The sequence below is a fragment of the Rhodococcus sp. UFZ-B548 genome, from assembly GCF_903819475.1.
Taxonomy (GTDB): Bacteria; Actinomycetota; Actinomycetes; order Mycobacteriales; family Mycobacteriaceae; genus Rhodococcus_F; species Rhodococcus_F erythropolis.
Genome location: NZ_CAIJDS010000067.1, coordinates 1 through 14,046 on the forward strand (window position 1 = coordinate 1; position 14,046 = coordinate 14,046).

At 58.4% G+C, this 14,046-nt stretch carries 13 protein-coding genes; 6 read left to right on the forward strand and 7 right to left on the reverse strand.

From position 1 onward, the window contains the following. A partial coding sequence (locus H7C86_RS33235; RefSeq protein WP_182263123.1) for an exonuclease domain-containing protein occupies window positions 1–1,395 on the forward strand: 1,395 nt, incomplete at its 5' end. A gap of 163 nt (window positions 1,396–1,558) precedes the next feature. On the opposite strand, the gene H7C86_RS33240 is transcribed toward H7C86_RS33235, so the two are convergent. Beyond that, window positions 1,559–2,089, reverse strand: a complete 531-nt coding sequence (locus H7C86_RS33240) for a hypothetical protein (RefSeq protein WP_182263124.1) — start codon at window positions 2,087–2,089, stop codon at window positions 1,559–1,561. Between the two features lie 259 nt (window positions 2,090–2,348). Here H7C86_RS33240 and H7C86_RS33245 point away from each other — a divergent pair, with 259 nt between their 5' ends. After that, window positions 2,349–2,486 (forward strand): hypothetical protein, encoded by a 138-nt coding sequence (locus tag H7C86_RS33245; protein WP_397517288.1) that lies wholly within the window; start codon window positions 2,349–2,351, stop codon window positions 2,484–2,486. An 88-nt stretch (window positions 2,487–2,574) separates the two neighbouring features. On the opposite strand, the gene H7C86_RS33250 is transcribed toward H7C86_RS33245, so the two are convergent. Further along, complete coding sequence (locus H7C86_RS33250) at window positions 2,575–2,847, reverse strand: Lsr2 family protein (protein ID WP_182263125.1); 273 nt, start codon at window positions 2,845–2,847, stop codon at window positions 2,575–2,577. A 570-nt stretch (window positions 2,848–3,417) separates the two neighbouring features. On the opposite strand from H7C86_RS33250, the gene H7C86_RS38085 reads away from it, so the two are divergent. After that, window positions 3,418–3,576, forward strand: coding sequence for a three-helix bundle dimerization domain-containing protein (locus H7C86_RS38085; RefSeq protein WP_397517289.1), 159 nt, complete (start codon window positions 3,418–3,420; stop codon window positions 3,574–3,576). Between the two features lie 523 nt (window positions 3,577–4,099). Here the strand turns inward: H7C86_RS38085 and H7C86_RS33255 are convergent. Beyond that, on the reverse strand, window positions 4,100–4,369 hold the full coding sequence (locus tag H7C86_RS33255) for a hypothetical protein (protein ID WP_182263126.1): 270 nt from the start codon (window positions 4,367–4,369) through the stop codon (window positions 4,100–4,102). Window positions 4,370–4,577: 208 nt separating this feature from the next. On the opposite strand from H7C86_RS33255, the gene H7C86_RS33260 reads away from it, so the two are divergent. Then, window positions 4,578–4,805, forward strand: coding sequence for a DUF6290 family protein (locus H7C86_RS33260; RefSeq protein WP_182263127.1), 228 nt, complete (start codon window positions 4,578–4,580; stop codon window positions 4,803–4,805). 198 nt (window positions 4,806–5,003) lie between these two features. Then, window positions 5,004–6,233 (forward strand): adenylate/guanylate cyclase domain-containing protein, encoded by a 1,230-nt coding sequence (locus H7C86_RS33265; protein WP_182263128.1) that lies wholly within the window; start codon window positions 5,004–5,006, stop codon window positions 6,231–6,233. Window positions 6,234–6,996: 763 nt separating this feature from the next. Here H7C86_RS33265 and H7C86_RS33270 read toward each other — a convergent pair. The 4 genes from H7C86_RS33270 to H7C86_RS33285 form a co-directional block, all read right to left on the reverse strand. Next, complete coding sequence (locus H7C86_RS33270) at window positions 6,997–8,919, reverse strand: ATP-binding protein (RefSeq protein ID WP_182263129.1); 1,923 nt, start codon at window positions 8,917–8,919, stop codon at window positions 6,997–6,999. Continuing rightward, a complete protein-coding gene (locus tag H7C86_RS37635) occupies window positions 8,916–9,488 on the reverse strand; it encodes a hypothetical protein (RefSeq protein ID WP_182263130.1) in 573 nt (190 codons plus the stop codon). Before H7C86_RS37635 ends, H7C86_RS33270 begins: the two co-directional genes overlap by 4 nt. Continuing rightward, window positions 9,485–10,867: a hypothetical protein gene (locus tag H7C86_RS33280; RefSeq protein ID WP_182263131.1), complete on the reverse strand. Its 1,383-nt coding sequence runs from the start codon at window positions 10,865–10,867 to the stop codon at window positions 9,485–9,487. Before H7C86_RS33280 ends, H7C86_RS37635 begins: the two co-directional genes overlap by 4 nt. Window positions 10,868–11,064: 197 nt before the next feature. Next, window positions 11,065–11,883, reverse strand: coding sequence for a hypothetical protein (locus H7C86_RS33285; protein WP_182263132.1), 819 nt, complete (start codon window positions 11,881–11,883; stop codon window positions 11,065–11,067). Between the two features lie 859 nt (window positions 11,884–12,742). Between H7C86_RS33285 and H7C86_RS33290 the strand changes: the two genes are divergently transcribed. Beyond that, entirely contained in the window at window positions 12,743–13,372 is a 630-nt protein-coding gene (locus tag H7C86_RS33290) for a PASTA domain-containing protein (RefSeq protein WP_182263133.1), read from the forward strand. The last annotated feature ends 674 nt before the right edge of the window (window positions 13,373–14,046 follow it).

Consider the following 14,046-nt stretch of genomic DNA (forward strand, 5'->3'; position numbering starts at 1 on the left):
TCCAGCATCGGGACGATCTCGGCGACCGCGCTACACCACTATCCGGGACTCAACTGTGCGATCGGCCTGTCCGTGGTGACCGGCGGCCAGATCACAGCCACGTATTCATGGTTGTGCCGGCCACCTTCCGGGCTGGACCGGTTCGATCCCGGCAACACCCTGATCCATGGAATCACTGCCCGCGATGTCGCCGGACAGCCCACATTCCGGCAGCGACTCGGCAACATGCTCGACGTTGTGGGCGATCTTCCGTTGATCGCCCACAATGCCGCCTTCGACATCGGAGCCTTGAGAGAAGCATCAGCAGCGGAATCGCTGTCATGGCCACCACTGACCTACGGCTGCACCCTGCTGTGGTCACGTCGTCAGCTTCCCGGGCTGGTCAATCACAAACTCCCCACCGTCGCCGCGGCACTGGGCGTGGACTTGCTCCGCCATCACGACGCGTCCGCCGATGCGACAGCAGCGGCGCAGATCGCGGTCGAGCTGATCCGCCGCGCCGGCGCCTCCAGTCTCGATACCTACACGAATGCGACCGGCATGATGCTGGGGCGGGCCCGCGTCGAGGAAGTACGGCCACCTCGCGATACCTCGACTACCGGAGCACCTACGTGGGTATCGATCGCAACCGCATCAGCTCTGCCGCCCCCGAGCCCCGATGCCGACCCGGATCACCGGTTGTTCGGACAGACCGTCGTCATCACCGGCACGCTCGGGCATCTCAGCCGCGAAGAAGCATGGTCGCAGCTCGCGAAATACGGTGCGCGGGTGAACAAAACCGTCACCCGCCGGACCAGCATCCTCGTCGTCGGGGACTGGGTCGATGCTGCCGGCCGCCCCCAGATCACCGAGAAACAACTCCATGCCAGGCGCCTGCGCGCAGCGGGGCAACTCTTGGTGTTCCTCGACCGCTACGAACTCGATGCGATGTTGGCCGGGGACCGGACAGTCATCGTGCCGGACCTGACGACACCGTCGGTAATCGACGCCTATGCCCTCGCCGACGACAGTGTGATCAACTCGGCCGATCGTTCGGATCCGCGGCAACAGGTGCGCGGGCTGCACTACACGGCATGGCGGGAGACTGTTGTACAGCTCAAACGTGATCGCCGATACGACGAAGCCCTGCAATTGATCCTCGAATGCGCCGATGTGGCCGAACACCCCGACAACCGAACCGACGGAATGCTTCCCTGGGGGTGGACGGAGAACGCGGCGATCGTCTACCGGAAACAAAAAGACTATGCCGGCGAGGTCGCAGTCCTGGAACGCTGGATCAATACAGCCCGTACCGGCGGGCATCATGTCGACGCACACCACCCGATCGCGCTTCGGCTGTCGAAAGCGCGAGCGCTCTCGACGAAAAGCCAACAATCCCACAAGCAACCCAATTGAAGACGCTTCGAGCGTGTCGCACTCGCGCCATCGCCGCCGTCATTCGAACCGCAGTCACCCGAAACGAAGACGCCTATAACTTCGAGCACAGAACAACAGCCAGTATCACTGCGACTTTCGTTCCCGAACACCGACGAGCAAATACGAGTTGTCGACGGCGGCGCTAGCCGGTTCGCCGCCAGAGTCGGATGACGACGTAGACGTTGAGCACGGCGATCACAAGGTACGGGATGACGAAGAGTGCCGTGGCGAACGGCGAGAGCGGCACTGACCAACTATTCGGATCGCGCCGTTGAGGAGGACCTACCACGTCCGCGACTGCGCCGATTACGGTGGCGGCAACCACGAGGGCCATCGCTACGCTTCCGATCGACGCCAGCAAGCGACCGAAACGGAACTGCTGAGCCAACGCACCCGCCCCGAACAGGGACACCGTCACCACCGGCACGAACACCACCAGGCCGAAAATGCCAACCAGGTTCCACGTACCAAGCACATCGCCGATAAGCGTTCCGCGATTGTCCTCGATTAGAGCAGCCGGTACCGAGACGACGAGGAGCAGGACCGGCAGCAACGCCACACCTGTCACCCAGGCGGTATCACGCGGCCGCCACCTAGTTCTATGCGAACAACGCTCGTCCTTTTCGGTCTCGACGAAACGGTGCGGTGCGTCCGCCCCTCCGAGACCGGTCATTGCGTCAGAATGCCACACCCTCGTCATGGCACCACGTAGAACGGATGACGACAATATCCACAACATGCCAATCACGGCATCGAAAGCCAGGCCACATTCAGCCGAAAGTTACAGGGCGACTGTCGGATTCTCTCCCGGAATCAGAGCCATGTCCGATTCCGCTTTGAACCTACTGATGCCATTGCGGTCGGTTCGCGGGTCACAGTGATCCCAACTTCCAGATCGCGGCCCGGTGATACCGAGCCGCAGATCGGATTTCGTGGTCAAGGACTACGCCGACATCGTCATCGACAACTCTGATCTGGGGCAGGATTGGGCGCCGGTGCTGCGGTGGGCGATCGCCCTCGACGACGGCCGTTTGATTTTCGCCGCCCAGGGTGGACCCGAGCTCGCCTGAATCTTTCCCGTCTCATCGACGAGAACCACGGGGGTGCAGGGTGCGGTACGCACTGGGTATCAGTGAGAAAAGATGCTGCTCACCAGTTTCAATGTGCGGCGTCGAACGCATCGATGACGTCGGCTTTGATTCGCCCACGCGGCGAAACATCGAAGCCGTTCTTACCGGCCCACTCCCGGATTGCTTTCAGCTGCTCCGCTGACCGACCAGACCCCGATGCTTTGGCCACAGTCGAAGTTGTCGTACGCGCCTTACCTGCAGAGGAGACTTTCTCTGCAGACTTGATGTACGGGGCGAACGCCGCTTCGATCTTGTCAGCATTGGTAGGACGTAGATCAATCCGATAGTCCCTCTCAACCAAGTGCCCGAACGGCTAAATCGCAGGGCAAGCAGAAGTTCAGGACCAACCTCCCACACATGGTGCCGAGTCACGTAAGGCACGGCGGCAAACTCGCAGTGTTCAAGGCGTCGGTGACCGACACGAAAAGGATGGTCAGGCCACGAAAGGCGATCCTGTATGTTCCCCAGCAGCGGCACCGTCGCATAGGCTCGGGCGCCGTCCATGCGCTCAGAGAACCGCTTCTGTCTCCACTGTCCGTCGTGTGCAGAACCAAGACTCGTCAGGGCCGAAATCGCGGCGAGGTCATGTCTTTCGCTACGAGGTTTGTCGGCAGCGATCGCCTGCTCTGCCCTCAGCATGCCTGATTGCATGACGCTAACCCCGACCTTGACCCGACCAACCGCACCGAAGCCGTCATTGACACACATCACCCGACAGAAACCAGCATGACGGTAATTCGTTGAACTCGCGCCTCTCAGCGGCCCAGAATGAGAACATGATGTAAGACGCGGAAACCCGTCTGATCTCACACGCGAATCTAGACTCACCGCGAAGTACCCGTCCTTCACCGACGAAGACATCGACGCGGCGCTGGCAACAGCGCATTCCCACTTCGCCGGCCGTCCAGTGCGCGACTTCATTCCGTTACTCGTCGAACACGCAGCCGGCGAAACACTCGCCGCACTGACTGCTGACCAACTCGATCGCACAGAAACGCTGTGGTCCCCGTATCCCATGGCACAGGGCTAACCCATTGAGCGTGTTCGGACCGACCCTTCTCAGATACCCCACGGCCCCAACTGCCGCGCCGAACATCCGCGACACATCGATCAGCGGACCGATCTTCACCGATTTCGAATCAACGGCGCCACAGAAGGATTCGGAACTCCACACCTTCCACGTTGAAGGGACTGGATGCCTTCCCTTTAGACTGGCGTGCACGCGGACGACTACCACGAACCCACTGCCTACATGGGGCAAACGTAATCATCGTCGGCGCAGGGCACTCCGCAGTACAGATCGCTGCCGAGCTCGACGAATCCGCCAATGTGATCCCGGCCAACCGAATCCCCATGATGACGAGATGCTGACCTTCCCGCCTGCGTGCAAGTACGCCGACGGCCCCGAACGCGAACGCCAGAGCCTCGAACGCCCCGACAATCACGTGAAGTCTTCTCTCGCTTCCTGATGGTCGGGGCGCGAGGTCGTCCGACGAATCGGACGTTACGAAATTCCGTTCACCCGGCACCTAAACGGCAACGAACACGACCCCCTATTCTTGGTGTGGATCACTGTCCACGAGGGAGGGATCATCGTCTTCGTCGCGACGCTGTTCCACTTCGTCGAGAATTCGAATGACATCCGCCGCCACGATGGCTTCACGAATCAACCTGTCTGCTGCAATTGCACGAACAGCTCTTTCAAAAATTTCGCGTCTCAACACAACACGCGAATCAGATGTACTTCCGACCAACGCTCCATCGCTTGACGATGGCGAGGCGGCGGAATGATCGACGTCACTTGCTCCGGAATCGTCTGACATAGCGTCCCTCCTGAATCACTCCAGGGTAACTCAGAATCGCCGACGGCGCGATGATGCGATTTATCTAGGATCCTCTACACTGGTCATCAGCAGGCGATGCTGAGAAACATAAAATCTAAACAGGAGAGAGAATCATGGCGCATCGACGGAAGTCCCGACAGCGAACCTCCCACTCTCAGGCTACAGAGACCCAATAGGAGGCCGCGACGTGGCAACGACCGCAATGACCGTGCGACTCGACACTGAACTCCATGAACTGCTGACCGGGATGGCCAAGCTTCGAGGGGAGAACGTATCCGAGTTCGCAAAGAATCTCATCGAGGATGGGCTCACTAAAGCCATGGATCCCGAAGAGATCGAAGCAGCCATCGAAGCGGAGAAGGTGCGACTTCTGACTGCAGTATCGAAACTGCGGCAGAGCAACGCAAAACACTAGACCCCACAGTTCCTCGGAACGGGCCGACCTCGCTCAGGAGGTCGGCCCGTTCTGTTGCGCAGCCCCTTTCAGCTTTCTCCATTCGATTCTGTGATTCCAAGATTCTTGATGCATGCGATGTCTTGATCCTTGACTGCTTAGATTCTGTAATGTTAGCGTGCCAATTGTTAACTGTTGCGATCAGCTGAGGAGACGACGATGTCCACCAACTACGTCAACATCACCGACCCCGACATCCCTGGGATTTACGACGCAATCGATACCCCGTACAACTCTGAAATCAGCTGCATGTTTTGCGACATGCGCGATTCAACAGGCCAGAAGTTCGAGAAGTCCGGTCTTGCATGGACATCCGAGTTCCTCAAGATGTACCGCATCATCGAAGAACTCCTCAAGCAGTTCGACGTGCCCTCCACTGTCAAGCTTGAGGGCGACGGCTGCATGATTGTCGTCAACAGCGAGGACGCACATCGCTTGATGAACTACGGGATCGCGATCCTCGAGCATGTCAACTCGCTCAGTACCGACAAGAACGGTCAACGTGGTGAAATCGACATTCAGATGTCCGTGGGTGTCGCTACCGGTCCGGCCTTCCGATTCCGCACTGAAGACGGCCGCATCGATCATCTCTCCGCAGCATGCGATCGCGCAGCACGACTCTGTTCGGCAGCGTCCGCCCAGGCGGTGTTCGTTGACGCCAATACCGTCGAAGCTGCGAACATGACCAAGATCGTGTCCCAGTTCGGGAAGATCGTTCACCGCGCTCCCTCCGACTATCGAAGCCCCCGCGAAAGGCTGCAACTGAAGGGCATACCTGACCCCGTGGAATACCACGAGATCCTCTACTCGTCACAACTTTTCGGCGTTCGATCCTCCGCCGTCACCGAAATTGCGAACGCAACCACATCACACACACCCGCTGCCGCGACACCACAGCCCTCGCAGAATCCAACATCGAATGTTCCCGAAATCGGAGACCAACGCGTCGGACGGGTCAAGCGATGGGAACCTGGGAGCACGTACGGGTTCGTCACGGACGTCGACTCCGGCGAGGACTTCTACCTTCCGGAACGCAGCCTGCTCTATCCAGATGACGTACAGCACCTTGGAGCGGACAACGCGGAAGTCACCTTCGTCGTCGCAGCCGCCCTCGGGAAAAAGGCGTCACGTCGAGCAGTCGCTACCGCCGTCATCGGACAGGGCGCAGACGGAAAAATCAGCTTTATCAGCTCGGACAAGCCCTTCGGATTCATCACCGTCACCGACGAACGCGGAACGGAACTGAAGTTCTACGTCCACGTCAACGATCAGTTCCGCACACAGTTCAAGATCGGCGATGAAGTCGCATTCGACATCGCACGCGGAGCGAAGGGCGCCCGTGCGGTCAACACGGTACCAATCCACGACGACATCGTTCCCGCTGCATAGCAGCCCTACCCGAACCCCTGTGGCCGGATGCTCACGCATCCGGCCACAGGAATGTGCTAGAAACACGTCAACTACACGTGCATTCCGAAAAACATCGCCTCACAGACAAACCTGCAAGCAGACAAGCCCTGCAAACCCGTTTCTTGGCAATGCCCCGAACTCAGTCAGTTGCATCACTGACCATCGCTTTGACCGCAAGCACCATGAAAACATCAGCTGCATAGACTGTTTCGCGGATGTTCAGATCGCTCCGAACCCGTCATCCACATCCGAACGATATTTCCAGGCCACCACATCAGAACGAACAAGCAGGTAACCGATGCGCGCTGCATCGCACGCCGGCAACGTCACAACGAATGGTGTTCCCGGGCACGACCACCCGAAACGCAGCATCAGATGGAACTCAACGGCGCCGAAGTCTGCGTACCGACACGTTGCGCCTCAAATGACCGCAACGGGCCGCACCAGTACGTCGTAAGTTCTTCAACAGCACACCCGAATGATCAACCCAACACCGAGAGTTTAATCGCTTCTGGTGCCGAAAATTTCATCGACCAACACACGAAATGGCACCACCGTGAAGTGAGTGCCATTTCGCATTGAGCAGTTGCAAGGACAACCCCGATGCTGCGGGCCGGACCCCGTCAGATCAGCATCGTCTTCCCTGCGTGTCCTGCTTCGTCTGGCTGACGGTGGTCGACTTCATGCCTTCAAGTCAAAATTGCCTCTGCGCTGCATGATTCAGTGGAATCTCGATAGCCGCCTAACTGGAAAACTTGTCAACCGTCACGACGCCGGCAGGGCCGGGGTGGGCGATCGTGTCGATCGTTGGCGACGAGTAGTCGAAATCGATCTGGTCGTATGCACCTCGGTACTCCGAGGGAAGTTCATTGTCCGCGATGACGAACTGCACTCGACCCGGGTTCGCTTCCGCAAGGGAGACCAGTCGCCGGTACAGCCTCTCTGTCACTTCCGTCGCGGTGTTCAGTGCCAATCGTGGACTGTCAATCATCAAAAATGCCGGGTACATGGTGTCACGGCGCCGCAGTGCCACGGCCAGAAGAGACGACCAGTATGCCACCTGCGTTGCAGTAACGACTCCCCCACCGAACTGACTCGATTTGGTGAAAACCTTCCCGTTGAGAACTGGCAGATACTTGTCTGGATCCACTGTTGCGGACTCGATTGCTGGAATGCCGATCGCTGCAACAGCGCTGCTGAACTCATCGCTGATCTCGCCGACGATCTCACGGCGCCGGGACTTCAGTTGATCCTCCGCCCGTTTGACCTTCGCACTCAGCTGCTCACGTTCAGCAATCAGTGCATCGGCCGCACGCTGCAAGTCTTCTACGACGTCCCACTGTCTGAGTGTGGCTTCCAAGTGTTCTTGCTTCGCCCTCGCGGAAGCGACCCGTTGTGATGCATCACTAAATGCTTGAAGCCGCGGTGTGACGCGATCTGCCGTACGGTCGTCGATTTGTCCCGCAAGATCCGTGACCAAGTGCTCACGTTCGGAGATTGCCTGCTGCGTTTGTCCTAAAGTTGCTTCAACAGAACGGATTTGCTCATCCATTTCGATGAGTTGAAGATTGAGCTGACGTGCCTCGTACTGATCGAACTCCTCCGTGGACATGTCCAGGTCCGGCTGCAAACACAATCGGCACGTGTCGGCTGGGATGTGTTGGCGCGACAGTTTTTGCGTGCAGCGTGGGCACACTGTGAATTCGATGTTCGCCATTCGAAGGCCAGCCTCACGCATCCTCCCCAGCCGGTCGAGATCGCTTTTCACTCGCCGTTGTTCGAGGGTGTATTCCGCATTTCGTCGGGATAGTTCAACGGAGGCTGCCTTGGCTGCTGCAAGGCTTCGTTCCGCCTCACCAAGTAGATCGCGCAGGACTTGCGTCCGGCGGTCGGTTATCGGATCGATCGACTCGCGAAGGGCGACGAGTTCGTTTTGCGCTTCGCTCTGATCTTCGTCGGTCTTTGCCAAGTCTTGTTCTGCTTCGGCTCGGCTCGTGGTGTTGCTGTCGTGGAGGAAGCCTGTGACCGCACGAAGTTGCTGTTCTGCCTCTTGTGCTCTCTTCTTCAGAAGATTGATTCGCGAACGCCAATCCAGGATTTCCGGATCGATGAGGTCGAAAAGTAGCTCGAAAACGACCTTGCGCTTCGGCTCGAGGTAGCTGTCCTGGCTTTTGGCTATGTCGCGGTTGATCTCGTACTGAGGTATGTAGAGGAATGTCAGTATGTCGGCAAAAGAGACGCGGCTTCCTTCGCGGGTGCTGGTTCCGCCGGCTGCAGCCCGCAGATCATCTTGCAGGCCGATGTGTGCGAGCAGCAGGGTGTTCAGACTCGGGTCAGTGGCGCCGACATTATGGTCGGGAAGCCGCTCCTGAGTGATCAGGTCCGTAACGCGAACAATTTTCCGTTTCTGAGGGTCAAGGCTGCGCCGGAGGAGCAGTCGTGCGTCGCCGAGACTGACGTCGAGTGTCACCGCATCGACATGGTCCTCGGCGACCGCGGCGAGCCGGCCTTCGCAACCGAAGCCGAACTTAAGTAGCTCGAGAAGTGCGGTCTTGCCGACACCTGTTGGGCCGGCCAGCACCGTCAGATCGGATGGAAATTCCTGTGCAACTGGACCTTCGGTCGTATCAAGTTTGAAGGAATTGATTCGAAATCGTGTAGTCATCGGATCACCTGCCGATGCGGGCGGTCCATCAATGTAGTCAAGCGCTCATATATGCGGTCTTTCAACGCGTTTCCTGTCATGTTCGCGGATGCTTCCGCGATGGCGTAGCAGCGATCATTGATTGCGGTCCATTCGGTGGTCGTAGCCATATCGCTGGTCATGCGTCTTCCGGCGGGGGTTGGTGCGATAGCGATACTGCCCTTGCGTGGTTTCATGTAGCGCAACAGTCCGCGGCCGATGAGCGCGCCAATGACGGCGTAATATCTGTCGTCCCACGGTCCAAACTTGTACCGAATCATTGGTGCTTCAACGTCAGTGGGATCCGCAAGATCGTGCGCGCTAACGTGGAGCCGTGGATCGCCCGTCTCGAGTGAGTCAAGCACCCGAAGGGCGAGTACCGGATATCGCAGGAGAAAATCGAGTTTGGCGAGCTTGGTGAGTCCTTCGAGCTTGCCTGCGTGACCAGCGGTGGCGGAGACAGCCGTGACAAGCATGAGCACTCGCGCTTGGTGATAGGCGAGATCCTCGCGTTGAAGCGCCAGTTCGAGTGCATCATCGACGTCGATCATGACGGGTTGTCCCGCTGTGCATGCAGTTCAGCGATCCTGGCGACGACGTCGAAGCGCTCACCGAACCAGACCTTGCATTCGTTGGTGAGGTCGCAAATTCCTCCCAGGACCAGGTCTGCGTCCATGCCCGGGGGAAGCTCCTCCGCAGGAATGTTGTCGACACGTTCCTGTACGCGGCGCCAGAAGATAGTTCCGGGAAGGCCTACGGCACTTTCTTCGTCGCTGATGCGCAACAACCGTCGCTGCAACCTACTTTGTTCGCTACGCGCGGTCGGATCACCGCTTTGTCGATCTCTCCAATAGGTCTTGTAGTCCTGCCGGAGGTCTTCGGCACGTTCGATGCCGTTGTCGGTACATCCCCCTGTGGCCATCTTGACGGCAAGCCGCGTTGAGCGAGGTAGACGAGATATAGGCGCAAACCCGACTGGCTGAGAGATCGCCGTCTCGATCGCGATCTCGATGTCTTCCATCGTGATCGTGCGCTCACGCATCAAGCGCTCACCCTGTGCCGTTGCGAAGGATTCTTCTAGTGGCCGACCAAATATCTTCTCGGGCAATCCAGCCCATGGAACAGATCCTCTTGCACGCATGCGCACGCGAAAAAGATTCGCCACAGCCTCCCACACGGCGACTACAACCGTCGCCGACACTGTCGCGCCGACCTCGAGTCTGTCGAGGACCGGCTTTGCATATTCGCTGGGCGCAGAGAATTCAATGTGGTCACGACGAGGTTTGCTGTGATCGATGGAAAGCACGGAGAGAAAGCGGGCGACCTCGACAGCTCGATCGTCCATTGAGATTGCCCCACCCAGTGAGGTGCCGTCCCAGGTTTTCCTCACCGGCACACTGTGTTTCGCGATACTGTCACGGAAGGCGCAAACGAGAGCCCGCCGCTCGTCATCGACGGTCACCGGCGCTCCCGACAACCTCAACTGCTCGAAATGACCGGCTGCATTTACCAAAGACTGGGGGTCTCCACTACCTAGCCCGCCGGTGGTGACGAGGCGGCATGTCGGCCGTTCCCGCAGGACAGACCAACGGTCGAACATATGCGCAAGGCCTCCGGCATCCGCCAGCATGTTCACCGTTGTGAAAGTCGCGACCGACTGCTCACGGTGCTTTCCGGAGACCAGCTCCACGGCGTCGCCGTCCACTAGCACCCAGTCCTCGTGTACCTCGCAGAGGACCCGACGATCGCTATCTGCCGGCGAAGTACCCTCACCAAGAGTCCTGTAGTAGAGAGTCAATCCGTCCGCTGCAGCCATAGCCGCTTGCCAGTGGTACCGATCAGCGGTGTCTGCGCCGGAATCGTCGCTCGGAGCAATCGCGACCAGTAACTCGGCAGCCGTCGGAGAAGGGGAAGTAGGCTTCACAAGCACCCACTGACTATAGAGTGCCCGAATGGAAGCAAAGTGGGCCCCTCTCTCGGTGAGTAGCGATTTCGACATGAAGAAAGCCGAGATCGAAAAGCTGCTCGTATCAGCGATATTTGGTCGTCCCTGGGCAGGCACTCCCGGCGCAGGCACGATGCATTTACGGTCATTGCATCGGACGCATCACGAAAACAGATTGGCTGCTAAGAACCGAAAGGTTCACCCAACGAGCCGAAACCCGACGGCTCGGGGACGCGATCGGGAATCGACAACCTCAGAACCTTGGATCCCCAAAGGCCAGAGTCGATTTGGCCGCCTCCGACATAGATATTGCGACCATCGCCGCTTACTGCGACCCCACTGAAGACCCAGTCGCCGGAGATCGGAACCACAGTAGGGGCCACCGCTCCGGGAACAAACTTCAACACCTCGCCGACACCGTCGGCTCTCACTGCCGAAACGTACAAATTGCCGTTGTCGTCGACATCGATGTCGAGAGGAGCACGAATAGGTGCAAAAGGCAGCACAACGGGAGTGGTCTCGCCGGTCTTGAGTTCGATGATTCGCCCCTCATTGCTCTCGGCAACATACTGAATCGCGAACAGATTTCCAGCATCGTCCACTGTAATTCCGGCTGTCAGAGGATCTCCCAGAGAGTGGACGACCGGTGAGGTCGCCCCGGACTTGAGTTCGAACACCGTGCCAGTCCCGTATTTCGTGACGAAGACATCCCCATGACGATTCACGGCAAGACCGCCTCCCGAGATGGCGCCCAACGCACCACCAAACGGGAGGGCAACCACCGATCGATCTCCCGCATTAGCCATCAACACTTCAAAACTGCGATAGTCGCTGAAGGTGTAAATGTTGCCATTGCCGTCCACGTCCAGTGCGCCAGCATTGATGTACGTCCCGAAGTCGATTTCTTGCGGAACTGATCCGCCGGCTTTGAGTTCGAAGGCCCTCAACATCCCTGCGTCCCCGACCACAACATCACCCGCATCGTCGACAGCAAGCGACAACCAGGAACTGTGTGAGTCTTCAAAGGGAAGAAATGACTGCACAGGGACAGCTTCGATTGGCCCAGCGATTGCCTGTACAGGGCTCAGGACTACCCCTGCCAGCAATGAAAGGCCAACGAAACCCCGCCCAATTGCTTTCATACTCGATCGGTTCCCAGCATTTTTCGTACTTCGGGCATCCACGTGCCGACTCCTAGTACCTGTTGGCTTCCATTGATCGGTCCGGAATGCTCGGTTCAAATTCAAACGAGTCCATCATTATCCACTCAGGTATGGAACATATGTTGCCGACGAGAGAACCAAAGCGGCCAAGGGCATTGAAACAATCAGATGCATCTCGACGAACAAAACGCCGCCCGACCATCATCGCCTCGTCACTGCACAACCAGTCCGAGTGCACTCTGCCCACTACTTCGAACTATTACTCGACCACGGCGGACCTGCCGATGACCAAGCCGCGATCTACACCGATTTCCGTTCTTCTCGTGAATCTTCCGCCACTTCTTCGACGCGGGCCCGGTGAACGGCTCCACGGAGCCAGTGTCGTTGTACTCAGAACACAACTGACACTTCAACTTCTTCTTCGTCGCCAACGGAGCGACCGCACCAGCAACCCCCAACGTCGCAACACCCGCCGTCACACCGATCGCCTTGGCCCGAAACGTGCGCTTCTCGGTGAAGCAATTCTTGTTGCCACAGTTCCAGCACCGCATCTCACCGTGCTGTCGATCTGAATGTCTTTCACCGCACGTCCGTTTCGTCGTAGTCGCATACATATCTAGCAGAGATACCGGAAGTTACAGATACTTTGAAGACCGTCCAGTATGCAATGTCCGGACAATCTGATAGTAAACAACCCATGACCAAACTTATCGCCGCCATCGGAGCCATCCTGGCTGCGATCACACTTACCGCCTGCGGCGGACCACCCGCAACATCCGAAATGCCGAACCTCGTCGGCGAGAAACTCGACGACGCCACAGACACACTCAAGGACATCGGCATCGATGTCGAAACAACAGATGCATCCGGCAAGGGCAGAAGCGTATGGGTCGCCAGCAATTGGACGGTGAAATCCCAAAGCGTGGAGGCAGGCGAGACGGTATCCAAAGGGGACACGGTAACCCTGACTGTCAGCGACGCCAGCCCCTCGACGCGCACCACGAAGACCACCGAGGTGAGAGCGGCCCCGGCACCTGCTGCACCCAAACCCGTAACGACAGTTATCTCACTACCTGTGGACCGGGCCGAGAAGAACAGCGGATTGACCCTCGACACATACGACCTCGCATCCAACCTGGCACCCAGTCGCTCAGGCGAGAGTTCACGGACTGTGTTCGACAAAGCGAACTGGCGCGTCGTAGCGCAATGCGACACCGCGCAGGGCGGGCGTTTGATGGTCGGCGTCGTCAAGGAAGCCGAGTGGCCCGAGGTCGCCAACTCGAACGTCTCGTCAAATACCTACGCCGCACTCCTGACATGCCCCTAGGAGAGACGGATTCACTGTGGGTATTCTCGGTGACTTCCGTTGCCGCTCGGGACGAAAGTGTCTGCACAACAAACTAATCAGACCTCTGAGACCGCAATGATCGATCGCACCGAATGCGCGGTGCTGCCTCCAGAACGAAATCGTTCGATAAACATGCCGGATGCCCTTCGCGGATCCCAACCCGTCCAGCCCGACAGCAAGACAGGACTCCGAATGCCCGATTACACCGCCATCGATTTGGCTCCTCCACGTCCGGTGGTAGGCACTCCTGCTTTCTTGGCCCACGCGTACGCGGAATTCCGGTTCGCTCCGACAATTCGGGCTGTCTCGGTCACCGTTCCCGACTCTCTCAGCGCCGCAAGAAAAGCTTCATTCAGGATCTCGATTTCTTGAGATGTAAATGCCACGGTCGTCGCAACTCCCACAGTGGGGTGTTGCGACGACCACTAGAAGCCGCCCTATCCCGCTGACGACAAGAGATTTACTGGGACCTCATCACATGCTCGCCAGTACGCACATCGACTGACATACAACAAGATTCAACCAAGGTGAAATGGGCGATCCGCCAGGGGACCTCCAGAGGAGGGGGTGCTGGTTGCTGTGGCCGAGTTGACGGCGGTGGACCGCAAGACGAACGCGCAGGTCCCGGGAGCAGTCGTGCGCAAGGACCTCGC

Excerpts from the sequence above, each read along its gene's own strand:
- H7C86_RS33265 (WP_182263128.1), top strand. The coding sequence starts at position 5,004 with ATGTCCACCAACTACGTCAACATCACCGACCCCGACATCCCTGGGATT.
- H7C86_RS33240 (WP_182263124.1), bottom strand. The coding sequence starts at position 2,089 with ATGACCGGTCTCGGAGGGGCGGACGCACCGCACCGTTTCGTCGAGACC.
- H7C86_RS37635 (WP_182263130.1), bottom strand. The coding sequence starts at position 9,488 with ATGATCGACGTCGATGATGCACTCGAACTGGCGCTTCAACGCGAGGAT.
- H7C86_RS33270 (WP_182263129.1), bottom strand. The coding sequence starts at position 8,919 with ATGACTACACGATTTCGAATCAATTCCTTCAAACTTGATACGACCGAA.
- H7C86_RS33255 (WP_182263126.1), bottom strand. The coding sequence starts at position 4,369 with ATGTCAGACGATTCCGGAGCAAGTGACGTCGATCATTCCGCCGCCTCG.
- H7C86_RS33290 (WP_182263133.1), top strand. The coding sequence starts at position 12,743 with ATGACCAAACTTATCGCCGCCATCGGAGCCATCCTGGCTGCGATCACA.